The 22,928-nt window shown below is 67.8% G+C and carries 23 protein-coding genes and 2 pseudogenes; 17 read left to right on the top strand and 8 right to left on the bottom strand.

Translation table 11 applies throughout. The features are described 5' to 3' along the window. The first annotated feature begins 139 nt into the window (after nucleotides 1-139). Nucleotides 140-967 carry a nucleotidyltransferase domain-containing protein gene (locus tag OG858_RS45895; protein WP_328543767.1) on the top strand — a complete coding sequence of 276 codons (828 nt, stop codon included), beginning with the start codon at nucleotides 140-142 and terminating at the stop codon, nucleotides 965-967. Nucleotides 968-1,054: 87 nt separating this feature from the next. Here OG858_RS45895 and OG858_RS45890 read toward each other — a convergent pair whose 3' ends face one another. Together OG858_RS45890 and OG858_RS45885 are read right to left on the bottom strand one after the other, a co-directional pair. Continuing rightward, on the bottom strand, nucleotides 1,055-1,180 hold the full coding sequence (locus OG858_RS45890; RefSeq protein ID WP_327745700.1) for a hypothetical protein: 126 nt from the start codon (nucleotides 1,178-1,180) through the stop codon (nucleotides 1,055-1,057). A gap of 433 nt (nucleotides 1,181-1,613) precedes the next feature. Then, entirely contained in the window at nucleotides 1,614-2,261 is a 648-nt protein-coding gene (locus OG858_RS45885) for a hypothetical protein (protein WP_086747028.1), read from the bottom strand. Nucleotides 2,262-2,369: 108 nt separating this feature from the next. Here OG858_RS45885 and OG858_RS48455 point away from each other — a divergent pair. The 3 genes and pseudogenes from OG858_RS48455 to OG858_RS45880 all read left to right on the top strand — a co-directional run. Then, nucleotides 2,370-2,705 (top strand): annotated as a pseudogene (locus OG858_RS48455) (transposase); the annotation flags it as partial. A gap of 40 nt (nucleotides 2,706-2,745) precedes the next feature. Next, nucleotides 2,746-3,054 carry a transposase gene (locus OG858_RS48450; protein ID WP_408059508.1) on the top strand — a complete coding sequence of 103 codons (309 nt, stop codon included), beginning with the start codon at nucleotides 2,746-2,748 and terminating at the stop codon, nucleotides 3,052-3,054. A gap of 144 nt (nucleotides 3,055-3,198) precedes the next feature. After that, nucleotides 3,199-3,966, top strand: a complete 768-nt coding sequence (locus tag OG858_RS45880; protein WP_327745699.1) for a hypothetical protein — start codon at nucleotides 3,199-3,201, stop codon at nucleotides 3,964-3,966. A 351-nt stretch (nucleotides 3,967-4,317) separates the two neighbouring features. On the opposite strand, the gene OG858_RS45875 is transcribed toward OG858_RS45880, so the two are convergent. From OG858_RS45875 to OG858_RS45860, 3 genes and pseudogenes are all read right to left on the bottom strand, one after another. Next, nucleotides 4,318-5,031 (bottom strand): AAA family ATPase, encoded by a 714-nt coding sequence (locus OG858_RS45875; protein ID WP_319315840.1) that lies wholly within the window; start codon nucleotides 5,029-5,031, stop codon nucleotides 4,318-4,320. A 386-nt stretch (nucleotides 5,032-5,417) separates the two neighbouring features. Then, nucleotides 5,418-6,164, bottom strand: a pseudogene (locus OG858_RS45865) (transposase family protein). Nucleotides 6,165-6,328: 164 nt separating this feature from the next. After that, nucleotides 6,329-6,988, bottom strand: coding sequence for a recombinase family protein (locus OG858_RS45860; RefSeq protein WP_328543768.1), 660 nt, complete (start codon nucleotides 6,986-6,988; stop codon nucleotides 6,329-6,331). Nucleotides 6,989-7,144: 156 nt separating this feature from the next. Here OG858_RS45860 and OG858_RS45855 point away from each other — a divergent pair, with 156 nt between their 5' ends. After that, nucleotides 7,145-8,089 carry a hypothetical protein gene (locus OG858_RS45855; RefSeq protein WP_327745698.1) on the top strand — a complete coding sequence of 315 codons (945 nt, stop codon included), beginning with the start codon at nucleotides 7,145-7,147 and terminating at the stop codon, nucleotides 8,087-8,089. 80 nt (nucleotides 8,090-8,169) lie between these two features. Here OG858_RS45855 and OG858_RS45850 read toward each other — a convergent pair whose 3' ends face one another. Beyond that, the gene (locus OG858_RS45850; RefSeq protein WP_327745697.1) at nucleotides 8,170-8,922 is read right to left on the bottom strand and encodes a transposase; all 753 of its coding nucleotides are present in this window, start codon (nucleotides 8,920-8,922) and stop codon (nucleotides 8,170-8,172) included. Between the two features lie 217 nt (nucleotides 8,923-9,139). Here OG858_RS45850 and OG858_RS45845 point away from each other — a divergent pair, with 217 nt between their 5' ends. After that, nucleotides 9,140-9,517, top strand: coding sequence for a DUF4259 domain-containing protein (locus OG858_RS45845; RefSeq protein WP_086749530.1), 378 nt, complete (start codon nucleotides 9,140-9,142; stop codon nucleotides 9,515-9,517). A 236-nt stretch (nucleotides 9,518-9,753) separates the two neighbouring features. After that, nucleotides 9,754-10,218, top strand: coding sequence for a hypothetical protein (locus OG858_RS45840; protein ID WP_143677265.1), 465 nt, complete (start codon nucleotides 9,754-9,756; stop codon nucleotides 10,216-10,218). A gap of 33 nt (nucleotides 10,219-10,251) precedes the next feature. Here OG858_RS45840 and OG858_RS45835 read toward each other — a convergent pair whose 3' ends face one another. Then, a complete protein-coding gene (locus tag OG858_RS45835) occupies nucleotides 10,252-10,473 on the bottom strand; it encodes a hypothetical protein (protein WP_327745696.1) in 222 nt (73 codons plus the stop codon). Nucleotides 10,474-10,851: 378 nt separating this feature from the next. Here OG858_RS45835 and iolC point away from each other — a divergent pair, with 378 nt between their 5' ends. From iolC to OG858_RS45795, 8 genes are all read left to right on the top strand, one after another. Then, complete coding sequence (gene iolC / locus OG858_RS45830) at nucleotides 10,852-11,832, top strand: 5-dehydro-2-deoxygluconokinase (RefSeq protein WP_086749529.1); 981 nt, start codon at nucleotides 10,852-10,854, stop codon at nucleotides 11,830-11,832. 4 nt (nucleotides 11,833-11,836) lie between these two features. Then, nucleotides 11,837-12,709 (top strand): Cgl0159 family (beta/alpha)8-fold protein, encoded by an 873-nt coding sequence (locus tag OG858_RS45825; protein WP_086749528.1) that lies wholly within the window; start codon nucleotides 11,837-11,839, stop codon nucleotides 12,707-12,709. Further along, the gene (gene iolB / locus OG858_RS45820) at nucleotides 12,706-13,614 is read left to right on the top strand and encodes a 5-deoxy-glucuronate isomerase (RefSeq protein ID WP_086749527.1); all 909 of its coding nucleotides are present in this window, start codon (nucleotides 12,706-12,708) and stop codon (nucleotides 13,612-13,614) included. The genes OG858_RS45825 and iolB overlap by 4 nt, the downstream gene beginning before the upstream one ends. Then, nucleotides 13,614-15,497: a 3D-(3,5/4)-trihydroxycyclohexane-1,2-dione acylhydrolase (decyclizing) gene (gene iolD / locus OG858_RS45815; RefSeq protein ID WP_086749526.1), complete on the top strand. Its 1,884-nt coding sequence runs from the start codon at nucleotides 13,614-13,616 to the stop codon at nucleotides 15,495-15,497. The genes iolB and iolD overlap by 1 nt, the downstream gene beginning before the upstream one ends. A 12-nt stretch (nucleotides 15,498-15,509) precedes the next feature. Then, nucleotides 15,510-17,006, top strand: a complete 1,497-nt coding sequence (locus tag OG858_RS45810; RefSeq protein ID WP_086749525.1) for a CoA-acylating methylmalonate-semialdehyde dehydrogenase — start codon at nucleotides 15,510-15,512, stop codon at nucleotides 17,004-17,006. A gap of 48 nt (nucleotides 17,007-17,054) precedes the next feature. Continuing rightward, on the top strand, nucleotides 17,055-18,002 hold the full coding sequence (locus OG858_RS45805) for a TIM barrel protein (RefSeq protein WP_086749524.1): 948 nt from the start codon (nucleotides 17,055-17,057) through the stop codon (nucleotides 18,000-18,002). Between the two features lie 89 nt (nucleotides 18,003-18,091). Then, nucleotides 18,092-19,111, top strand: coding sequence for a Gfo/Idh/MocA family oxidoreductase (locus OG858_RS45800; protein WP_319067622.1), 1,020 nt, complete (start codon nucleotides 18,092-18,094; stop codon nucleotides 19,109-19,111). Beyond that, nucleotides 19,108-19,977 (top strand): sugar phosphate isomerase/epimerase family protein, encoded by an 870-nt coding sequence (locus OG858_RS45795; RefSeq protein WP_086753601.1) that lies wholly within the window; start codon nucleotides 19,108-19,110, stop codon nucleotides 19,975-19,977. Before OG858_RS45800 ends, OG858_RS45795 begins: the two co-directional genes overlap by 4 nt. A 136-nt stretch (nucleotides 19,978-20,113) precedes the next feature. Here the strand turns inward: OG858_RS45795 and OG858_RS45790 are convergent, their stop codons facing one another. Then, a complete protein-coding gene (locus OG858_RS45790) occupies nucleotides 20,114-20,407 on the bottom strand; it encodes a hypothetical protein (RefSeq protein ID WP_256961075.1) in 294 nt (97 codons plus the stop codon). Nucleotides 20,408-20,835: 428 nt separating this feature from the next. On the opposite strand from OG858_RS45790, the gene OG858_RS45785 reads away from it, so the two are divergent. Next, a complete protein-coding gene (locus OG858_RS45785) occupies nucleotides 20,836-21,840 on the top strand; it encodes a sugar ABC transporter substrate-binding protein (protein ID WP_328543769.1) in 1,005 nt (334 codons plus the stop codon). Between the two features lie 7 nt (nucleotides 21,841-21,847). Continuing rightward, nucleotides 21,848-22,924, top strand: coding sequence for an ABC transporter permease (locus OG858_RS45780; protein ID WP_319067529.1), 1,077 nt, complete (start codon nucleotides 21,848-21,850; stop codon nucleotides 22,922-22,924). Nucleotides 22,925-22,928 lie beyond the last annotated feature (4 nt).

The following is a 22,928-nucleotide window of genomic DNA, read 5'->3' as shown; positions in this document are numbered from 1 at the left end:
GACGAGGTCCAGGCCCTGCGGCAGGCCCTCGAAGCCGCCCAGAGCGAGAACCTCGAATTGCGAGCCGCCTCGGCCCTGGCGCGAGCCGTCACCGGTAATCCAGTCGCCAGGACCAGTCCCGTTCGGCAGACTCCACCCAGTGGACCGAGTAACGAAGATCGCGAACCGGCTGGCAGGCATCGACGGCGTCGTCGCGGTCTGCCTCGGCGGCAGCCGGGCACGAGGCACGCACAGGCCCGACTCCGATTTCGATCTTGGCCTCTACTATCGCCCTCCGCTGGACACCGCCGCCCTGCGCCTGCTCGCCACCGAGCTGACCGGCGGCACGGTCGAAGTAACCGAGCCGGGTGGGTGGGGTCCCTGGGTCGACGGAGGCGGCTGGCTGACCGTCGACGGGGCACACATCGACTGGATCTACCGCGACCTGGACCGCGTGCACCGGATCTGGCAGCAGTGCCAGGGCGGGCACTTCGAAGTAGGCACCCAGGCAGGCCACCCGCTCGGGGTCTACTCGCACGCCTACGCCGGTGAGGTAGCCATCGGACGCTTCCTCACAGACGTCACCGGTGAACTGACCGCCTTGCAGGAGCAGATCCGGACCTCATACCCGCAGCCCCTACGTGACTCGCTCGTCGCCAACGCACGATGGGAAGTGCCGTTAACCTTGTCCATCGCCCGCAAAGGCGTGACCCGGGGCGACGCCTTCTACATCGCCGGCTGCCTATTTCGCGTGGTGGGACTCCTTGTGCACGCCCTTCACGCCCAGGCCGGGTGCTGGGTGCTCAACGAGAAAGGAGCCGTTCAGGCGGCAGGGCAGCTCCCGACCGCTCCGGCAAACTTCTCCGCACGCGCCCACGCCCTGTTCGGCGCACTCGGCGCCACCCCGGACGAGCTCACCGCCACGATCGACGACGCGGACCAACTGGCCGCCGATGTCCTGGACAACCTCGCTCCCTCACCGAGGTGACGGAGCGCACTGTCACGGACGCGAGCATGCCAGTTGACCGAACTGGGCACGTGCCTTCCCCCGTGAAGGTGGGCACGCGGTTATTGATCACGCGGCGAGCGTGAGTTTAGCGACGTCGGCGTCGGCGTCGGCGTCGGCGTCGGCGTCGGCGTCGGCGAGCCATTTGTGGTAGCTGGACCGGTTCACGTCCAGGACCTGGCAGAGCCGCTTCACCTCTCAGATGCTGCGATGGTCGTCAACGAACTGGAAGCGGCTCCTCACCAGTTCATCTCCCTGGCGAATACTTGGCCGCCTTGCGGAGAATGTCCCGCTCGGTGGCGAGCTTGCGCTCACGCGCCTCGAGCTCGGCCACCCTCGCCTGCAGCTGGCCGCGCCCGCGCTCGTCCGGATCAGCGGACGGCACCGCCTCCCGAGGCCGAGCGCCCGGCTTCGCAGCCACGGCGTCCGCGGTCCCGCAGCACCCACTCAAGCAGGGTCGCCCGGTGGACGCCCAGGTCAGCAGTGATGATCTTATAAATAGCCCCGGATATGGACTCGTACAGGGCCATGGCATCGGCCTTGAACTCGTCCGAGTAGTTTTCATCGCCATCGGCGGTCGTCTCGCGTCCTCCGGATCAAGCAGACCCAATATCAGCGTGACCACCACTCAGGGGGAGGCCCCGTCGGCTTCCGGACCAGGTGGCAGCCGCACGTCCCGGGGCCAGCCGTTGAGCCGGGCGAATTGACGCATGAACCGCTCACACCTTGCGCCAAAGTCGTCGCCCCGGTCGGGCAACCGTGTGAGCTCGATCATCCGGGCGGGATCCGACTCGGGCGCCTGCAGCAAGGAGACCTCGGCGTCGATGAACTCGCCGTCACCCAGGCTGCCGACAGCCAGCGCGAGGGCCGCAGCGGTCACGACGCCGACACATGTCCGCGTGGGACTGAACACCGCCTCCACCGGTCCACGCTTCTCATGCGGAGCCTCATGGTCCAGATGCTCGTGTGGGTCGAACATCATCAGTCGAACCATGTCCCTCGATCCGGCAACACAGAAGGCGAAGTCGCGTTCGCTCGGATCCTCCACAGGAGAGCCGGGAACACGCTCGCCGACCAGAACGGCGCCGAGTTCCTGATCACGGAGGCGCCGTCCCGCGTCAACAGGGCTCCCCTGATCGAACCTGCGGTCAGCGATCACGTCGATGACGGGGATCGCTCGCAGACCGAGCAACCGCGCCAACGTCTCCCGGGCCGTGGTGACGAGAGCGTCCAAGGGTACGGGAGCGTGCATCGTTCCCACGAAATCGACGGACATGGCGACGAAGATAGCCCGTCTCCTCAGAGGGTGTTACTGAGATTCCGGTCGTGATGTCACCCAACGAAGACCTGTCTGACTTGGAGGTCCCCTCAACCGTCCGGCGACATGACGTCGAGATCATCAGTAGAGCTCGTAACACGATCTTGTTCAAGTGCCCTGGTCCGGCGTAACCGATGTGCCGATTCGGCCTTTCGGGAGGGTGTGAGTACTCGGCCGTGGATCGTGGACGACGACTTGTGGGCGCTGATCGGGCCGCTGCTGCCGCCGCCCCGGCCGGAGAGTCGCCGGGCCCGCAGCCGGTACCGGACCGGCTGTGTCTGCAGGGCATCCTGTACGTGTTCTACAACAACGGCCTGGCAACTCCTGCCCTTGGAGCTGGGGTTCGGCTCGGGACAGACGTGCTGGCGACGCCTGGACCGCTGGCAGCAGGCCGGCGTCTTCGACCAGCTGCACCGCATCCTGCTCGCCGAACTCAACACGGCTGGCGAACTCGACTGGTCCCGGGCCTGCGTGGACGGCGCCCACATCCGCGCGAAAAAGGGGAGCCGACACCGGCCCGTCGCCGGTCGACCGGCGGAAGACGGGCAGCGAACACCACCTGATCTGCGACGGACTCGGCGCCCCGCTCAAAGTCATCACCACCGCGGGGAACGTCAACGACGTCACCCAGGCCCTCGCCCTCATCGACGGCATCCGGCCCGTGGCCGGACGGCGCGGGCGCCCGCGCCGTCGCCCCGAACTCGTTTCTTGGCGACAAGGGCCAAGCCAGACCAGGGCAATGGCGTGGTGATCAAATCGTTGCCGCATCGCGTACAACCGGGCACAGCCCTTTGCCGTCCCACCTTCAGCCACAAGGATGAACCTCCGGCCGATGCGCCTACGCGCTCGGTCCAGGCTGTAGGGGAAAGGGCGGGACTCGAGGATGGGGGAGACGATGCGGAGAGCGGTGGTGGCCGGTGGAGCGGCGATCGTGTTCACAGGGGTCGCGGCGGTGCCGGCTGGGGCGGCGGAGGGCGGAGTCTCCTTCACCCGAGTCGCGGTGAACGGCGGGAAGCCGATTGTGATCGGGGTCAAGGAGGAGGTCGAGGTGCGTGCGGTCTTCCGGATGACGACCAAACTCAGGTACGACTCCGGGCCGACCGTGTTCCCCTACCGGGGGAAGCTTGACAGCGGGGACACGCTGCACAGCGCCATCATCACCAGCGACTGCGAGGTCGTGGACAAGGCGAAGGGAATCTGCGACTTCGAGGAGTGGCTGTACATCGACCCGCGGAACTATGACTTCGGGAACGAAGACGCCGGCACCTGGAAAACTGCTGCTCGGGTCTTTCTCGCCGGCGACGCCCACGACACTGACGACAAGAACCTCCCGTTGCAGGTCAAGCGGGCGACACGCGTCACCGTCAACGCCTCGCCGGAGCCGGTCACGAAAGGGAAGACCATCACCGTGACCGGGCGGATCACACGGGCGAACTGGGACACCCACACGTACCAGGGCTACGCGGGCCGCACGGTGAGCCTGCAGTTCAAGGCAGCGGGCACCTCCTCGTACAGGACGGTCGCGAAAGCGAAATCGAGCAAAACGGGGGTACTCAAGACCACGGTGAAGGCCACCGGGCCGGGGGCGTGGCGGTGGACGTACTACGGGAACTCCACCTCCGGAGCGAAGTCGTCGACCGGGGATCACGTCGCCGTGCGATAGGCGACGTGCGCGGATCGCCTCCCCCTTCCATGAGCGTCATCACCCGGACCCCAGACCGCGATACGCCGTCGACATGGGGCCGACCTCGCAGAAGCCGGAGCTCCTTGTGCTCGAGCGGAGTCCGATCCCCTGAGCCGACCAGCCTGACGCCGTCTGAAGTCCGGCTTCCTGCGGAGCGACGTGGCGGCGCAGAACCCTGAGCGCGCTACCTGGCCAGGCTGGCCAGGTAGCGCGCTCAGTCACATCCGGCTGTGTCGAGGCAGCACAGTTGGCAGATCGGCACATCTGTTGGCAGACGCCGAGAGCCAACTCTTCTGCATCGCCCATGTGACGAGGGCTGAGGGGGACCGCCTACGGTTCGACGATGTGCCGCAGATAGGTGTGCGGGTCGGCGAGATAGCGGCGCCAGTGATCCACGACGCCGAGCTCCCGCCAGGCGACCTTCCGCATACCGTGCTCACCGACCTCGATGATGTCCGCGCCCGGCAGTGCGGTCAGCAACGGGGAGTGCGTGGCACAGACGACCTGGCCGCCCTCCTTGGCCAACCGGTCGATATGCCCGATCAACTCGAGGCACGAAGAGAAGGAGAGCGCCGCCTCCGGCTCGTCAAGAACATAGAGCCCGGCGTGAAGGAACTTCCCACGGAACGCCGCCAGAAAGCCCTCACCATGGCTGACATCATCCGGCGAGAACCCCTCCCTGCCCAGGGCGTCCAGCGCCGTCTCGGCACGCAGGAAGAAGCCCTTGCGGGCCGACCAGCTGGTGACCATACGACGCCCGCGCCCCGAGGCGGCATCGAACTTCATACACTCACCGAGGAACGACTTGCCGCGCGGGGAAGCGTAGCGCCAGTCGTGGGAGCCGCCGAAGGAATCCAGGCCGAACCCCTCCGCCAACGCCTCGACCAGGGTCGACTTCCCCGAACCGTTCTCACCGACCAGAAAAGTCACCGGCGCGGTGAACCGCAGCCCTTCGTTGAGCAACTGTCGGACGCAAGGCACCGACCAAGGCCAGGATTCCTCGTCGTACGAGGAAAGATGGACATACGCGCGTTCGATAATCACGCAACCAGTGTCGTCTGTACTTGGAGAGCGTACGCGTGCACCGTGCGCCCGACGTCAGTTCCTCGCGCTCGTTGTTGCCCGGACTCCGATCGGTCACGCAGCCGTTCCCATGCGTTGCGAGGCAGTACTCTCAGCCCAGCTGGAATCTGCACGCTGGAGTCGGCACATCGCCGACGCGTGCGAATGCCACCAGGTGTGGCTGCACGTCGACGGCGCCTACGGCGGAGCAGGCCTGGCAGCGCCCAGCGTGCGGCAGCATCGAACGCGCCGACAGCTTCCTCGTCGATCCGCACAAATGACTCTTCGCGCCTACGACTTCTGCGCACCGCTCTACCGGGATCCGGCCTCGGCGCGCCGCGCACAGTCAGTCGGCGCACTGAGCTATTTCAGCGTTGCCGCTCCAGGTGAGGACGGCAGCGGCGATCGACGACATTCGATTCGGGCTACAGCGCGCGAGGTGGAAGATCTGCCAGGACTTCAGGCGGGCCACGCCCCGTTCGACCGATGCTCGTACTGCCGAGAGCGCGCGGTTGACGGTGCGCTGGGTTGGTGACAGGTCGCGACCGGGTGGGCGTCCGACGGGTGTGGTGACCCACGGTCGGCGCCGATGTAGGCGCGGTCGGCAACGATCGGGACGCCTTGGCGTTCGCAGAACCGGATGATCCGGTGGGTGCGAGCCGCAGTCAGGTCATGGGTCCGACCCGGGGGGCCGGCGAGATCCACAGCAGGCGTCCGGTCAGATCGGTGACCACCTGACGTTCACGCCGCGGCGGCGGTGCTTGGCGGAGCAGTCCGCCCGGCCGTCGCCGAGGCGGTCGCATGCGGCGAGGGTGCCGTCGAAGCAGGACGAAGTCCGGGTCGGCTTCACGCAGGGCTTTGAGCAGGCCAGGTGCCCGCACCGCGAGCAGGTCGACCACGGTGTGGGTGTAGGCGTGGGCGGTGCCCACCGAGATGCCGAAGCCGGCGGCGATCTGCGCGAGGATGTCGTGCTTGCGCAGGTACACCAAGGCGACCAGCGCGCGCCGGTGCGGTGGGAGCTTGCAGAGGCGGTCATCCTCACGGGTGACGATGAGCATGGTGACCCACTCAACCAGCGTGTGCGGCAGGTCGAGTGCGGCAGGATGGGGAGCCAACGAGGCTCCTGTGCCGATGGGTTGAGACTTCGAACACCTCCCCCAACGGCACAGGAGCCTCGTGCGTTGCGGGTCCCTCCGCCGTGAGGCAAACGGCTTGCCGCACACCCTGACGCGGCCCCGGTCTCCTATCTCTGACCCACGGTGCAAAGTAGCCGCAGGGACTACTTGCTCCCCTCCAACTGCCGTGGGACGCGGGAGTTCCGCAGTTCCTTGAGGTCCGGGATGTGGTTGTACAGGGTGCCGACGGAGACGCCCAGGATCTTGGCGATGGTGGTGACGCTGTTGGCCGGGTTGGGCAGCATGTCGCGGGCCGCGCGGATGAGGTCCTCGTTGACGACCGAGGGGCGCCCGCCGACCTTGCCGCGGGCGCGGGCGGCGGCAAGGCCCTCCTTGGTGCCGGCAACGATGAGTTCGCGGATGAACTCGGCGAGCGCGGCGAAGACGTGGAAAATCAGACGCCCGCCGGGAGTGGTGGTGTCGAGCGCCTCGTGCAGGGACCGGAAGCCGATGCCGCGCTCCCGGAGCTCGGCGACCATGTTGACGAGGTGTTGGAGGCTGCGGCCGTAGCGGTCGAGCGAGGGGACGACGAGGGTGTCGCCGGGGGTGAGGAAGGCGTGGCACGCCTTCAGCTCGGGGCGCAGGTCGTTCTTGCCGGACTTCTTGTCGGAGAAGATGCGTCGGCAGCCCGCCGCGTTGAGCGCATCGATCTGGCGGTCGAGTTTCTGCCCTCCGGTCGAGACCCTCGCGTAGCCGATTCGGATGTCGGTGAGGACGGTGGGCGAGGGGGTGAGGAGTTCGGACGGTTCCAGCGACGCGTTCATGCCCGGGATCTTCTCAAGAAACGGGGTTCACGGGGTTGTTGCAGCCCGAGGTTTCTGAAGGAGTTTTTGAAGGCGTGTCGCGATCGTTCGATCTTGAGTGCCAGGTCTTCAGAAACGATGGTTTCTTGAAGATCTGCTGGAGGTTAACCTCCTGACATGGCTCAACCCACTCGACCCCTCCAGGTCATCACGCGGCTCGTTGACGGAAGCATCTGCGCCTATGACCTGGCCGCCGATGCCGGGGGTGTGCTGTCACCCGCCATGATCTGTCGGCCGTCTGGCGAGGATGACGTCGTCGACCACGCCGTTGCCGAAGATCTCCAGCGCGCCTACTACACGACCCTGAACGCAGTTGTCTGCGTGACAGCAGACGGGATCGAAGTCTGGCGGTCGGAGTTCGAGCCGCAGTCGGACCAGCAATTCGGGCACCGGCCCAGCTGCGTGATGTCGCTGGACGGACTTGTGGTCTGGGTTTACCGGCCTGATGCCATGGCCGGTCGTAACCGCCCCGATCAGTGGGTTGCCCTGGACGCCGGGACCGGAGCGGTCATCGCGCAGGCGGATCTGGACACCGTTGGCCATGGCGGTCAGCATCTGTTGCACCCAGCGGGCGATCAGGTGTTCCTCGATGTGGGAGAAGGGCAGGACGGCTCAGTCATCTACCGCGCGTCGGTGGTCGAGGACCGGATGGATCTCATCCGCTATCCCTGGAACGACCGGTGCCTCATCGACCTGGCGCCCGACGGACGCCAATTCATGACCGTCGACCACGAGCAGACCGACGTCGCCATCCACACCTGCCCGGACGGCGAGGTGACGTTCACCTTCCCCGTCGACGCCTTCGGGCACGACCCGGACGAGGTCTTCATGGAATGGAGCGGCGGCTATCTCAACCAGGACACCGTCATCGTCACCCTTGTCGGCGAAACCGAGGACCAGCAGGAGTGGTTCTGCCACTACCGCGTCGATGTGCGCTCCGGCCAGGTCCAAGCTGCGTTCGATGCGCACGCGGAGAATCCCTACGACATCCAGCCCCTCGGAGACGGATCCTGGCTGACCGCCGATCAATCCGGTCACCCGATCCGCTGGACCGACGCATAGAGGACCCTGCGGCTGAGCTGGGCGACCCATAACGCGTTTGCCTTAGCTTGACTCTGTCGGGGATCTTGGAGTTGCCGAGGTCAGGTGCCCAGGGTGCGCCAGGATTTTGGCCTGGAGATCCCGCACCGGTCGAGGTAGCTCTGGAAGGCGGTCGGTCGTCGGGAAGGGGGTGCCTTCTCGGTTGGTGGGAGACCGCTGAGGCGCTCGATGTTGATGGCGATGGCTGTCAGGACGTGCTGGACGTGGGCTTTGCTCTGTCCTCGGTAGCGACAGCGGCGCGTGCCGTGTCCGTGGGCGAACTCGTTGACCGTGCCCTCCACTCCCGAGCGGACCGCATAGCGGGCCTTCCACTCGGGCGTCTGCTGCTCGGCACGGACGCGGAGTTGCAGGTCGCGGAGCTTGCGCGGGGGAAAGCCCACGGTGCGGGCGTTGTCGGCGGTGCTGGTGCACTGGGTGCGGGCAGGGCAGGGACGGCACTGGCTCTTGGTGAACCGTGCCACGGTCAGCGGGGCAGCGGTGGGCGAGGATGTCGGGTAGGGGCCGTGCCAGCCAGCGCTGACCTGGCCCTGGGGACAGGTGACCTGCCGAAGGTCGAAGTCGATGTGGAAGTCGTCCCGGGCGAAGCCCTCGCCTCGGCGGTGCTGGTGCGTGGGGTTGCTCTTCAGCGGCCCGGAGACGGTGACCTGGTGTTCACGTGCGGCTTGTTCCAGGTGAGGCAGGGAGGTGTAGCCGGAGTCGACCAGGTGCTCGGCGGGCAGCAGTCCGCGGCGGGCCAGGCGGGTGTGGATGCCGGGCAGGACCTGGCTCCAGGTGAGCGACCCAGTTCGAGACACCGTTCGATACCGGAAGAAAAAGAACAAGATTAGAGCCTGTTCCTGATCCAGGCATGCCAGGCGGCGGGAAGATGGTCGACGGGCGACTACCGCTCCGACACATGAGGCCTGTCCACGTCGTTCCGGGCATCCCGGCCCGCCGCACCTCCGTGCGGCCCGGTTGTCGGTACGCGCTGATACAGCTCTTGCGTACCGACCCAGCCAGCAGAGGAGACCCGTGGGCGACTGGGGAACAGGCAACTTCGACAGCGACGCGGCCGCAGACCACTTGTCGATCCTCACGGACCGGCTCATCACCGAGGTGGCGGACGCGATGGCAGGCGATCCGGTCGAGCTCGAGCCCGACGAGTACTGGGGCGTTGCGGTGCCGGCCAACCTGGAGCTGCTGAGCCTTCTGGCGAGGCAGGGGTACGTGGGGGCGTCGCTGCCCGAGGCCGAGGTGGTCGAGGGGTGGAAGAAGGCGTTCATGGCGGTGTGGGAGCGCGGCATCGACGAGTTGGCGCCCTCATCGGGTTACAAGGACGAGCGACGCACCGTCCTGATCCGTACTTTCGACGAGCTGGCCGAGCTCAGGAGGAAGGAGGACTCGGACTGAGGACTGTCCCCGAACGAACGCTCACACGGCGTGCAGGACGAACGGCACTTCCGCTCCACCAGCCGGTATGGCGGCCTGGAGGACCCCGGCCCGCTCGTCAGGACGAGTTGCGCATCCGGACCGCTGCTTAGGGTCGCGCAGATAGGGCTCGGTTCGGGAGTAGAAAGCGGCCATGCCGGCACCGTGTGCGTGGCTGTCGGTAATCGGCGTGACGGGGCTTGTCCTATGCTGAGCTGATGTCGGACGACGGCGAACCGCCAAGTATCTCGGGTATTGGCGTGGACCTGCCTGCAACGCTGCATATCGCCGGGCTTGCATTCACACGGACGGAGAGCCCTCCGTCCCTGGCCTGCTGGACCGGCTGCTTCCCGGAGTCGGCGGGCGGCAACGCGGCGGTTGTCAGTCTGGTGATTGAGCCCGCCGCGCCGCCTGAAGAGGTCACCCTCCAACTCGCTCACGACGTTGTGAGCCGTTTCGACGTTTTCGTCGGCCAAGCCCTGCGGTACTGCCGGACCCGGCTCCGGGAGCGGCACTTTGAACTCACACCCGAGGAACTGAGCTGGCTGGACCTTCCAGAGTTGCCATTGGCAGTTCCCGAAGCGGTGGTGTGGGCCGACCAGACCTGGGCGATCCGGTGGCATCGGTGTTCAGCTGGTCAAGTCCAACGCATGCAGCCTCGTCCACAGCGACAGCACACCTGACCATGTGACAACTAGCTTGCTTCGGCTCAGCCATCACTCGATCAGGGCCACTCTGAAAAAGCTCACTGTCTCGACGCCATCGACCGTGATGTCCACAATCCGGCGGACCCGACCCTCCATCTCAGCCGCCGTGCCCGCGGTCTGCCGTTCTGGTTCAGCCTGGCCGTCCACCGAGCCGACCGGCACGCGCGCGCCGTGGAACGGACACCGGCCACCAGCCGACTGGTCACCGATGCCATACGCGCCAGTGACCATCTACGCCTGACAGTCGATTCCGAGTTGACCGTCGTGCTCTTCGAACGACCGGGGTGCCGGGCCCGCAGGACTACGCGTCATGGTCCGCCCGGGCTGCCGAAACGGGCGCCTTGCTGTACCCGACGACGGACATGTCGTGTGGGATGTCGACTCCCGCCCGCGTCAACGACATCTACACCCCCCACGCACAGCGGTCGTTGCCCGCCCACCCTTCGACGCGTCCAACCCTACGCCCGCCCGAATCTCCCGGCACAAGCTATTGACATGACATTTGGACAGGGCCCATCGTACTCATCTAGCGCGCGCTAGTAGCGCGCGACAGAGAAAATCATCCTCCAATGAAGTGACCGGTGTCCCCGGAGCGAAGGGAAGCCAGTAATGCCGTTCGATGTGCTGACCATGGGCCGTGTGGGGGTGGATGTGTATCCGCTCCAGACAGGCGTGGGACTGGCTGAGGTCATCTCGTTCGGCAAATACCTCGGCGGCTCCCCGACCAATGTCGCGGTGGCCGCCGCACGGTACGGCCGCTCTGCCTCGGTGGTCACCAAGACGGGTCGCGACCCGTTCGGGGATTTCGTCCGCGCGGCCCTGGACGGGTACGGCGTGGACAGCGGTTTCGTGGGGACGTCGGATATCGCGCCGACGCCGGTGACGTTCTGCGAGATCTTCCCGCCGGACGACTTCCCGCTGTACTTCTACCGGCTGCCGAAGGCTCCTGACCTGGACATCCGTCCTGAGGAGCTGGACCTGGGGGCGGTGCGCGACGCGCGGATCTTCTGGATGACCGGGACCGGGCTGAGCGAGGAGCCGAGCCGCTCGGCCACACTGGCCGCGCTGGCGCACCGGGCCAGGGCCGGCACGACGGTCTTCGACCTGGACTGGCGGCCGATGTTCTGGGAGAACCCGTCCGAGGCCCGTACCCACTACGCCGAGGCCCTGCGGCACACCACCGTCGCCGTCGGCAATCTCGACGAGTGCGAGGTGGCGACCGGTGAGCGGGAGCCTCACGCGGCGGCGAAGGCGTTGCTGGCCGCGGGTGTGGAGCTGGCGGTGGTGAAGCAGGGGCCGAAGGGTGTCCTGGCGATGGGCCGGGACGGCTCGACGGCCGAGATTCCGCCGGTGCCGGTGGACGTCGTCAACGGGCTCGGTGCGGGTGACGCCTTCGGCGGCGCCCTGTGCCATGGCCTGCTCTCGAGCTGGGAGACCCTGCGCACGGTGTCCTTCGCCAATGCCGCCGGCGCGATCGTGGCGGGCCGTCTGTCCTGCTCCGACGCCATGCCGACCGAGGCGGAAGTAGACGCCAAACTCCGTGAGGCCTCCTGCCTCGCCGCCGAAGACCCCACCCAAGGAAAGGCGTGACGACGTGCTGTCCGACCACGTGAGCCGAATCGTGGGCGCCCGGGTCAACGATCCCGGTGCCATCGCGGCGGCCGCCGCACGCCGTGTGAAGGCCACTTCGCTGCGCGGGGAACACGGCAAGGCGATGATCATCGCCGCCGACCATCCCGCACGCGGCGCCAACGGCGTCGGCGCCCACCCCCATGCCATGGCCGACCGCTTCCAGCTGATCGACCGGCTGTGTATCGCGCTGGAGCGGCCTGGGGTGACGGGGGTGCTGGCCACCGCCGACATTCTGGAGGACCTGCTGCTGCTCGGTGTCCTGGACGGCAAGAGTGTCTTCGGTTCCATGAACCGGGGCGGGCTGGCGGGGTCGGTCTTCGAGATCGACGACCGGTTCACCGGCTATGACGCCGCAACGATCGCCGCGATGGGCTTCGACGGCGGCAAGATGCTCACCCGTATAGCCCTCGACGACCCGGCCACCCCGTCGATCCTGGAGAACACCGCCCGGGCCGTGGACGAGCTGAACGATCGTCAACTGATAGCCATGGTCGAGCCGTTCCTCTCGACGTGGCAGGGCGGGAGGATCCGCAACGACCTGTCCACCGACGCCGTCGTCAAGTCGATCACCATCGCCTCCGGGCTGGGCCGGCGGACCGCCTACACGTGGCTGAAACTGCCCGTCGTGGACGACATGGAGCGCGTGCTGGCTTCCTCCACCCTGCCGGCGCTGTTGCTGGGCGGTGAGGTCAAGGATGCCGACGCAGCCTTCGCGTCCTGGGGCAAGGCGCTGAAGCAGCCCACCGCTCAGGGTCTGGTCGTGGGCCGTTCCCTGCTCTACCCCTCCTCCGGCGATGTCGCCGGGGCGGTGGACCGGGCGGTGAGCCTGCTGTGAGCGACACGAGCAAGTACCACCTGCCCAGGGGCACTTCGGGCGATGGCCCGTACGACGTCCTGGTCACGCCGGAGTCGGCGGGCTGGGGATACTCCGGCCTCAGGATCCTGTCCCTTGGCCCGGGTGAGACACACACGATGTCCACCGGCGAGTCCGAGTGCCTGGTTCTGCCGCTGACCGGCGGCTGCACGGTCGCCGTCGACGGCCGGACCTTCGAAGGCCAGACCTTCGAACTCGACGGCCGCGCGGATGTGTTCGCCTCGGTCACCGACTTCGCCTACCTCCCCCGCAAGTCGGAGGCCGTCATCAGCAGCGCGACCGGAGGACGGTTCGCGCTGCCCACAGCCCGTGCCGGGCGGAGCTCACTCTCCGCCCGGTACGGTCCCAAAGCAGGCGTACCCGTCGAACTGCGTGGCGCCGGTGCGTGCTCTCGGCAGGTGAACAACTACTGCCTGCCGGGGACGTTCGAGGCCGAGCAGCTGCTGGTGTGCGAGGTTCTGACGCCGGGGGGCAACTGGTCGTCGTACCCGCCGCACAAGCACGACGAGGTACGCATCGGCGAGGCGGGCGACCCGGCCGAGTCGGAGCTGGAGGAGATCTATTACTTCGAGGTCGCGGGCGAGGGCGGGTTCGGCTACCAGCGCGTGTACGGCACCCCGGAGCGGCCGATCGATGTCATCGCCGAGATCCGCTCCGGTGACACGGTGCTCATCCCGCACGGCTGGCACGGCCCTTCGGTCGCGGCGCCCGGTTACGACCTGTACTACCTCAACGTCATGGCCGGTCCGGGGCAGGACCGCGCCTGGCTGATCTGCGACGACCCCGCGCACGGCTGGGTGCGTACGACCTGGGCCGCACAGGACATCGATGACCGGCTGCCGTTCGGCGTCGAGGAGAACGAGTGATGGAAACGATCAGACTCACCACCGCCCAGGCGCTCGTGCGCTTCCTGGCCCACCAGTACAGCGAGCGTGACGGCCAGGAGCAGCGCCTCATCCCCGGTGTCTGGGGCATCTTCGGACACGGCAACGTCGCCGGCATCGGCCAGGCGCTCCTTCAGGCGGCCACGACCGGAGACGCCGATCTCCCCTACTACCTGGCCCGCAACGAGCAGGGCATGGTCCACGCGTCGGTGGCGTACGCGAAGATGCGCGACCGGCTGGCGACCTTCGCCTGCACGGCGTCGACCGGGCCCGGCTCGACCAACATGATCACGGGTGCCGCGCTGGCAACGACGAACCGCATACCCGTGCTCCTGCTGCCGAGTGACATGTTCGCCACCCGCGTCGCCGACCCCGTCCTCCAGCAGCTGGAGGACACCCGGGGCGGGGACGTCACCGTCAACGACGCCTTTCGCGCCGTGTCCAAGTACTTCGACCGCATCTCGCGTCCCGAGCAGCTGATCCCGGCCGCACTCGCCGCGATGCGGGTACTGACCGACCCCGTCGAGACCGGCGCCGTCACCCTCGCGCTGCCGCAGGACGTGCAGGCGGAAGGCTTCGACTGGCCGCTCTCCTTCTTCCGCCGTCGCGTCTGGCACGTAGGTCGCCCGGTTCCCGAACCCGATGCGGTCGAGCGGGCTGCCGCGCTGCTGCGAGGGGCGCGGAAGCCGCTGATCGTGGCCGGCGGCGGCACGGTCTACTCCGGTGCCGAGACCCAGCTGCGGGCCTTCGCCGAAGCCACCGGCATCCCGGTCGCCGACACACACGCGGGCAAGGGCGCCGTGGCCTGGGACCACCCCTACGCGGTCGGCGGGATCGGCTCCACCGGCGCCTACGCCGCGAACGAGCTGGCGCGCGAGGCCGATGTCGTCCTCGGGATCGGCACCCGGTACTCCGACTTCACCACCGCCAGCCACACCGTCTTCGGCAACCCCGACGTCGCCTTCGTCAACCTCAACGTCGCCCGGCTCGACGCGGTGAAGCAGTCCGCCGAGCCGCTGGTCGCCGACGCCCGGCTCGGCATCCAGGCCCTCGCGGGCGCTCTGACGGACTGGGAGGTCGACCCCTCCTACCGCCGCCGCACCCGTGAACTGATCGCCCGTACCCGGGAGATCGAGGAGGAGTGCTTCGCCCCCGACCGCAACACCGGTGATCTCCCCGCCCAGACCCAGATCCTCGGCGCCCTCAACGACGTCCTCGGCGACCGTGACGTCGTCATCAACGCGGCCGGATCCATGCCCGGCGACCTGCAACAACTGTGGCGGGCACGGGACCCCAAGGCGTACCACGTCGAGTACGCCTACTCCTGCATGGGCTACGAGGTCGCCGCCGGTGTCGGCGCGAAGATGGCCGATCCCTCACGCGAGGTGGTCGTCCTGGTCGGCGACGGCTCGTACCTGATGATGGCCCAGGAGATCGTCACCATGGTCTCCGAAGGCCTGAAGGTCGTCATCGTCCTCGTCCAGAACCACGGCTTCGCCTCCATCGGCGCACTGTCGGAGGCACTGGGATCACAGCGTTTCGGCACCAAGTACCGCTTCCGCGAAAGCGGTTCGGGCCGGCTCGACGGCGAGGTCCTCCCTGTCGATCTCGCCGCCAACGCCTCTTCCCTCGGCGCGGACGTCCTGCACGCCACCTCCGTCGACGAGTTCCGCGCCGCGATGGAGAAGGCCAAGGCCGCGACCCGCACCACGGTCGTGCATGTCGAGACCGACCTGTACGGGCCCAACCCGCCCGGCCACGGGTGGTGGGACGTTCCCGTCAGCGAGACCTCGGCCCTGGACTCCACCCGCACCGCGTACGAGACGTACGCCGCCCACAAGCTCGACCAGCGGCACTACCTGTAAGGACACCCTCACATGAAGACCATCCAGCATTGGATCAGCGGAAGCCCGGACCCGGGCAGCGCTGCCGCCACCCAGCCCGTCTTCAACCCGGCCACCGGCAAGGAGCAGGCCCGTGTTGCTCTCGGCGGTGCCGCCGACGTCGGCGCGGCCGTAGCTGCGGCCTCCGCCGCCTTCGAGACCTGGTCGGAGTCGTCGCTGACGCAGCGCACCCAGGTGATGTTCGCCTTCCGCCAGTTGCTCGTCGAGCACGAGGAGGAGCTCGGGCGGATCATCTCCGCCGAGCACGGCAAGACCGTCGACGACGCACGCGGCGAGATCACCCGCGGCCGGGAAGTGGTGGAATACGCCTGCGGCCTCGGTGACGTGTTGAAGGGGTCCTTCTCCGACCAGGTCTCGCGCGGAGTGGACGTACACAACTTCCGCCAGCCCCTCGGCGTCGTCGCCGGCATCACGCCCTTCAACTTCCCCGCCATGGTGCCGCTCTGGATGCACCCGATCGCCATCGCCACCGGCAACACCTTCATCCTCAAGCCCAGTGAGCGCGACCCGTCCGCCGCCAACTTCGTCGCCGAGCTGTACCGGAAGGCCGGACTGCCCGACGGCGTCTTCAACGTCGTCCACGGTGGCAAGGAAGCGGTCGACGCCATCCTCACCCATCCGCACATCGAGGCCGTCTCCTTCGTCGGCTCCACCCTCATCGCCAAGTACGTCCACGAGACCGCCACCGCCCACGGCAAGCGCGTCCAGGCCCTCGGCGGCGCCAAGAATCACGCTGTCGTCCTCCCCGACGCCGACCTGGAATTCGCCGCCAACCACATCACCGCCGGCGCCTACGGCTCGGCCGGCGAGCGATGCATGGCGGTCTCGGTGGCCGTCGCGGTCGGTGACGCCGCCGACGCCCTGGTCGACGTGCTGGAGCGCAAGGCGCGCGCGGTGAAGGTCGGCCCCGGTGACGCGCCCGGCACGGAGATGGGCCCGCTGGTGACCAGGGCCGCGCAGGAGCGCGTGGAGAACGCGGTCGGCGGCGCGGCCACCCAGGGCGCGACGGTCGTCGTCGACGGGCGCGGGCTCAAGGTCGACGGGCACGAGGACGGTTTCTTCACCGGCCCCTCTCTCCTCGACCACGTCAGCACCGAGATGGACGCCTACAAGGAGGAGCTGTTCGGCCCGGTCCTCGCCGTCATCCGCGCCGAGTCCCTGGACGAGGCGATCGACCTGATCAACGCCAACCCCTACGGCAACGGAACCGCCCTGTTCACCGCCTCCGGCGAGGCCGCGCGCCGCTTCCAGCGCAACGTCAAGGTCGGCATGATCGGCATCAACGTCCCCGTGCCCGTGCCGATGTCGTACTACTCCTTCGGCGGCTGGAAGGACTCCCTCATCGGCGACTCCCCCATCCACGGCCCCGAAGGCATCCGCTTCTACACCCGCCCCAAGGTCGTCACCACCCGCTGGCCCCAGCCCGCGCAACATGTCGCCGCGGGCTTCGACTTCCCCACCTCCAGCTGATCCGGCTGGGCATTCCCCGACAGCCCAACGATCCGAAGGACCTTCACCATGGCAACGACGCCATCCCTCCGCACCGCCGTGGGTAACCTGTGCCTGGGCTCCGCGCCCGACTCGTGGGGTGTGTGGTTCCCCGAGGACGAGCACCAGGTGTCGCACACCCGCTTTCTCGACGAGCTGGCGGCGGCGGGCTACAAGTGGCTGGAGCTCGGCCCGTACGGCTACCTCCCCACCGACCCTCAGCAGCTGAAGGGCGAACTCGACGCCCGTGGGCTGCAGGTGTCCGGCGGCACCGTGTTCGGGGCGCTGCACCGGCCGGAGGCGTGGGAGGAGTTGCTCGCCCACGTCCGGCAGGTCGCCACGTTGACGGCGGCGGCGGGCGCCCACCACCTCGTCCTCATCCCGCCCATGTACCGGGACGAGAAGACCGGCGCCTTCACCGAGTCGCCCGAGCTGACCACCGAGCAGTGGGCCGGCTTCGGCCGCGCCGCCGACCGGCTCGGCAGGCTCCTCCTCGACGAGTACGACGTACGGCTCGTCGTCCACCCGCACGCAGACAGCCACATCCAGACCCAGCCCGAGATCGAGCGCCTGCTCAACGAATCCGATTCCCGCTACACCAACCTCTGCCTGGACACCGGGCACGTGGCCTACGGCGGCGGCGACAACCTCGACCTGATCCGCCGGTTCGGCGAGCGCGTCGGATACGTCCACATCAAGCAGATGGACCCCGAGATCCTCGCCCAGGTCGCCGCCGAGGACCTGTCGTTCGGCGAGGCCGTCAAGCGCGGGGTGTGCGTCACGCCGCCCGCCGGGGTGCCAAGCCCCGCTGAGGTGGTCGCCGAACTGAGCAAGCTGGACGCCGAGTTGTTCGTGATCGTCGAACAGGACCTGTACCCGTGCGCGCCCGAGGTGCCGCTGCCCATCGCGGTACGCACCCGAGAGCACCTGGCCGGCAGCGGCCTCACCGGAACCCGGCGCCCCACGCTCGAACGGTAGGACACACCCATGTGTGTCAGCGACGACACAGCGCCGGCCACGGGGCACAAGTCCGCTTCTCCTGCCCCCTCTCTGATTAGGACATGACCATGACCGTACGTGTGGGCGTCATCGGCGCCGGAATGATCGGCCAGGACCACATACGGCGCCTGACCAAGGCCGTCACGGGGGCTCAGGTCTCCGCCGTGAGCGACATCGACGCCGAGCGCGCTGCCGAGGTCGCCGCCCGGGTGGGCGCCCTCGTGCTGCCCACCGGCACCGATCTGATCGCCTCCCCGGACGTGGACGCCGTCCTCGTCACCTCCTGGGGCCCCACCCACGCCGAGCACGTGCTGAACTCCATCGCGGCCGGCAAGCCCGTGTTCTGCGAAAAGCCGCTGGCCACCACCGCCGAGGACTGTCTGCGCATCGTCGACGCCGAGCGCGCCCACGGCCGCCGTCTGGTGCAGGTCGGCTTCATGCGCCGCTTCGATCCCGGCTACCGGCAGATGAAGGACGTCCTGGCCTCCGGGGCCCTCGGTACACCGCTGATCGTGCACTGCGCCCACCGGAACCCGACCGTCCCGGACGCGTACACCTCCCCCATGGCCGCGCAGGACACCGCCGTCCACGAGATCGACGTACTGCGCTGGCTGCTGGACGACGAGATCGTCTCCGCCCAGGTGATCACCCCGCGCGCCACGAGCAAGCGGTTCGAGCACCTCAAGGATCCGCAGATCATGGTCTTCGAGACCGCGAGCGGTGTCCGCATCGATCTGGAGGTCTTCGTCAACTGCCAGTACGGCTACGACATCCAGTGTGAGGTCGTCGGCGAGGACGGCCTTGTACGGCTGCCGGATCCGGCAGCCGTCGCCGTCCGTACCGCCGGGCAGCACGGCAGCACGGTGCCGCAGGACTGGAAGGCCCGCTTCGCCGAGGCCTTCGACACCGAGTTCCGTGAGTGGATCGACGCCGTCGCCGCAGGCGGTGAGCCTACCGGGCCTTCCGCCTGGGACGGCTATGCCGCGACCGTCATCACCGACGCGGCCGTCCGCTCCCTTCAGTCCGACGGCACCGTCGTCGCCGCCGACATGAAGCCCCGTCCCGCGTTCTACGGAGGCATCGCGTGAAAATCGCCCTCGACCCGTACATGTTCCGCCACCTGCCGATCGGCGAGATGGTGCGCACGGTCTCCGAACTCGGCTATCAGTACATCGAGTTGTCGCCGCGCGACGACTTCATGCCCTTCTTCCTGCATCCGCGGGCAGACGACGAACGCGTCGCGGAGTTCAAGCGCGCGCTGCGCACGCACGGGGTGCAGCTGGCCTCGGTGCTGCCGCTGTACAAGTGGTCCTCGCCCGACGAGGCCGAGCGGCAGGCGGCCGTCCGCTACTGGAAGCGGATGATCGAGATCACCGCCGACCTCGGATGCCCGCTGATGAACTCGGAGTTCAACGGCCGCCCCGAGCGCGCCGCCGAAAGCGAGGCCGCGTTCTGGCGCTCGCTGGAGGAGCTGCTGCCACTGTTCGAACGGGAGGGCATCGCCCTGAACCTGGAGGCCCACCCGGACGACTTCTGCGAGGAGAACAACCCGGCCGTCGACCTCGTCACGGCGATCAACAAACCCTGGGTGAACTACCTCTACTGCGCCCCGCACTCCTTCCACCTCTCCGGTGTCTCGGAGGTCGGCGCGGACATCGCGGCGATGATGCGGTACGCCGGTGACAGGCTGAAGCACGTGCACATCGCCGACTCCTTCAACCACAAGGGCTCCAGCGGCCTGCGCTACATCCTCAACCCGCCCGGCACCACCGCCCGCATCCACCAACACCTGGACATCGGCCAGGGCGAGGTGGACTGGGACGCCTTCTTCGGCACCCTGCGCGAGCTGGACTTCGACGGCGTGGCCACCGCCTGTGTCTTCGCCTGGGAGGAACGGGCGAGGGAGTCGTCCGCGTTCATGCTGGACCGCATCACCAAGGAACTCGCTTCCTGAGCGAAGCCTTGGAGAGCCGATCCCGGTCAGGGGTGGAGGCCGGAGCCCTCACCCTCTCCAGCGTCCTGCGTCCGCCCTGCCGTCGCCGCTCGTGCCACTCCGCCGCGCAGCGTGTTGACCAGCAGGATGGCGATGGTCATCGGGGCGATGCCGCCGGGCACCGTGGTGGCCCGTGCGGTGATCCCGTCGAGTGGACTCTGTGGACGTCACCGGTCGGGCCGTACGGGGTGCGGTGAACGCCCACGTGGATGACGGTGGCACCGGGTCCGAGGTGTTCTGGGCCAATGAGGCCGGGCACCCCTGCGGCGACGGCCGGAATGCCAGCGGCGCGGGCGGCGGCCAGGTCGCCGGTGTGCCGTTGGGCGACGTCGACCGTGGCGCCCGGCGGCGCAGCAGCAGTTGGCGAAACATGGGCAGGGTGAGCATGCACAAGGCCGGAGTGACTGGGCCCATGACACCCTGCCGACGCCCCCCACGCCACCCGCCCGGACTTTGTCGATACGTCCTGACAAAATTATTGACATCGCTGGTGGCCGGATCCATAGTTACGAGCTACTAGAGCGCGCTAATGAAGCGCTCTAGTGAGGTAAGCAGGTGGTCCGCACCAAGACCGCCGAGCACGGCGCTCCGCCGCCGGACAGGCACACGCGTTACCGCCCGCCGGCCTCACGGCCCGAGGGCGCATCCCCTGGTCGCGGTCGCCGACCCGTCGGCTCTGGTTGCCGTCGCGGGACCATCCCCCGCCTTCAACCCGCGCCCGCCACACGCCCGGCCGCAGACACCGGCCCGCACATACCGAAGCCGTTCCACACCGTCCGACACAAGCCATTCTGACCAGCACAGCGAGGTGCAAGGGACATGCACAGACACCACCGAGCCGCCACTCTGGCCGCCGTCGCCATCACCGGGGCGCTGATCGCCACGGGCTGCTCCAGCAACTCCGGTGGGAAGAAGTCCGAGGAAGGCGGTGCCGCCGTCTCCGCGGGCAAGGCCGACACCCCCCGGATGACCGTCGCGATGATCACCCACGCGGCCCCCGGCGACACCTTCTGGGACCTCATCCGCAAGGGAGCCCAAGCCGCTGCCGCCAAGGACAACATCAAGCTGGTCTACTCCAACGACCCGAGCGCCGGCAACCAGGCCAACCTCGTGCAGAACGCCATCGACCAGAAGGTCGACGGCATCGCGCTCACCGCCGCCAAGCCGGACGCCATGAAGGACGCCGTGGCCAAGGCCACTGCCGCGGGCATTCCCGTCGTCGGGTTCAACTCCGGTCTCGACGACTGGAAAGACCTCGGCATGCTGGAGTACTTCGGCCAGGACGAGAACATCGCCGGCCAGGCCTTCGGCGAACGCCTCAACGACTCGAGCGCCAAGCACGCCCTCTGCGTCATCCAGGAACAGGGACAAGTCGCCCTTGAGGCCCGCTGCGCCGGCCTGAAGAAGGGTTTCAGCGGCAAGACCGACATCCTCTACGTCAACGGCACCGACATGCCCTCCGTAAAGTCGACCATCACCGCAAAGCTCAAGCAGGACTCCTCCATCGACCGTGTGGTCACCCTCGGTGCCCCGATCGCACTCACAGCGGTGCAGTCGGTGTCCGACGCCAGCAGCAAGGCCAAGATCGCCACGTTCGACCTCAACAAGGACCTGGTGAAGGCCGTACAGGACAACACCATCGAGTTCGCCGTCGACCAGCAGCCCTACCTCCAGGGCTACCTCGCCGTCGATGGTCTGTGGCTCTACAAGAACAACGGCAACTTCAGCGGGGGCGGCACCGCGCCCGTGCTCACCGGCCCGGCCTTCATCACCAAGGACAACGCCGACACCGTGGCCGAGTTCGCCGCGAAGGGCACCCGGTGATCCGATCATGACCCAAGCAACGGCACCGGCGGCGAGTTCCCCCTCGTCGCCGGCTCCGCCGGCCGCCCAGAAGGACGGCCGCACCACACAGCGTTCCCTGGGGCACCGACTGCTGGCCCGCCCCGAGGTCGGCGCACTGATCGCCGCGATCGGCGTCTATCTGTTCTTCTTCTCCGTCGCGCCTTCCTTCCGCGAGGCCGGCTCGCTGGCGACGGTGCTCTACCAGGCGTCGGTGATGGGCATCATGGCCCTGCCGGTGGCCCTGCTGACGATCGGCGGCGAGTTCGACCTCTCCGCCGGCGTCGCGGTCACCACCTCCGCCCTCACCGCCGCGATCCTGAGCTTCCAGTTGTCGGTGAACGTATGGACCGGCGTGATCGTCGCGCTGATCGTGTCGCTGGCGGTCGGCGCGTTCAACGGCTGGCTGCTGATCAGGACCGGCCTGCCGAGCTTCCTGGTCACCCTCGGCTCGTTCCTGATCCTCCAGGGCTCCAACCTCGCCGTCACAAAGATCTTCACCGGCAACGTGGCGTCCGACTCGATCGCCGACATGGACGGCTTCGACCAGGCCAAGAGCGTCTTCGCCTCCGAGATCCCCATCGGCGGCGTCAACTTCAAGATCACTGTGTTCTACTGGCTCGCCTTCGCGGGCATCGCGACCTGGCTGCTGCTGCGCACCAAGTTCGGCAACTGGATCTTCGCCGTCGGCGGCAACAAGGACTCCGCCCGCGCGGTCGGCGTCCCGGTCAACCTCACCAAGATCGCCCTCTTCATGGGTGTCGGCGCAGGCGCCTGGTTCGTGGGCATGCACCTGCTGTTCTCGTTCAACACGGTGCAGTCCGGCGAGGGCGTGGGCAACGAGTTCCTGTACATCATCGCCGCCGTGATCGGCGGATGCCTGCTGACCGGTGGCTACGGCTCGGCGATCGGCCCGGTCATCGGTGCCTTCATCTTCGGCATGGTCTCCCAGGGCATCGTCTACGCCAACTGGAACCCCGACTGGTTCAAGGCCTTCCTCGGCGTGATGCTCCTGATCGCCGCCCTCGTCAACTTGTGGGTCCGCAGCCAAGCGACCCGGAGGTGAACCA

This window comes from Streptomyces europaeiscabiei (assembly GCF_036346855.1).
Taxonomy (GTDB): domain Bacteria; phylum Actinomycetota; class Actinomycetes; order Streptomycetales; family Streptomycetaceae; genus Streptomyces; species Streptomyces europaeiscabiei.
This window is presented reverse-complemented; position numbering and strand designations above follow the sequence as displayed.

Bases quoted from the DNA above. Each gene is read 5' to 3' on its own strand.
- OG858_RS45880 (WP_327745699.1), top strand. From the start codon at position 3,199: ATGCGGAGAGCGGTGGTGGCCGGTGGAGCGGCGATCGTGTTCACAGGG.
- OG858_RS45840 (WP_143677265.1), top strand. From the start codon at position 9,754: ATGTCGGACGACGGCGAACCGCCAAGTATCTCGGGTATTGGCGTGGAC.
- iolD (WP_086749526.1), top strand. From the start codon at position 13,614: ATGGAAACGATCAGACTCACCACCGCCCAGGCGCTCGTGCGCTTCCTG.
- OG858_RS45835 (WP_327745696.1), bottom strand. From the start codon at position 10,473: ATGGTCACTGGCGCGTATGGCATCGGTGACCAGTCGGCTGGTGGCCGG.
- OG858_RS45785 (WP_328543769.1), top strand. From the start codon at position 20,836: ATGCACAGACACCACCGAGCCGCCACTCTGGCCGCCGTCGCCATCACC.
- OG858_RS45805 (WP_086749524.1), top strand. From the start codon at position 17,055: ATGGCAACGACGCCATCCCTCCGCACCGCCGTGGGTAACCTGTGCCTG.
- iolC (WP_086749529.1), top strand. From the start codon at position 10,852: ATGCCGTTCGATGTGCTGACCATGGGCCGTGTGGGGGTGGATGTGTAT.
- OG858_RS45860 (WP_328543768.1), bottom strand. From the start codon at position 6,988: ATGAACGCGTCGCTGGAACCGTCCGAACTCCTCACCCCCTCGCCCACC.
- OG858_RS45800 (WP_319067622.1), top strand. From the start codon at position 18,092: ATGACCGTACGTGTGGGCGTCATCGGCGCCGGAATGATCGGCCAGGAC.
- OG858_RS45885 (WP_086747028.1), bottom strand. From the start codon at position 2,261: ATGTCCGTCGATTTCGTGGGAACGATGCACGCTCCCGTACCCTTGGAC.
- OG858_RS45855 (WP_327745698.1), top strand. From the start codon at position 7,145: ATGGCTCAACCCACTCGACCCCTCCAGGTCATCACGCGGCTCGTTGAC.
- OG858_RS45780 (WP_319067529.1), top strand. From the start codon at position 21,848: ATGACCCAAGCAACGGCACCGGCGGCGAGTTCCCCCTCGTCGCCGGCT.
- OG858_RS45810 (WP_086749525.1), top strand. From the start codon at position 15,510: ATGAAGACCATCCAGCATTGGATCAGCGGAAGCCCGGACCCGGGCAGC.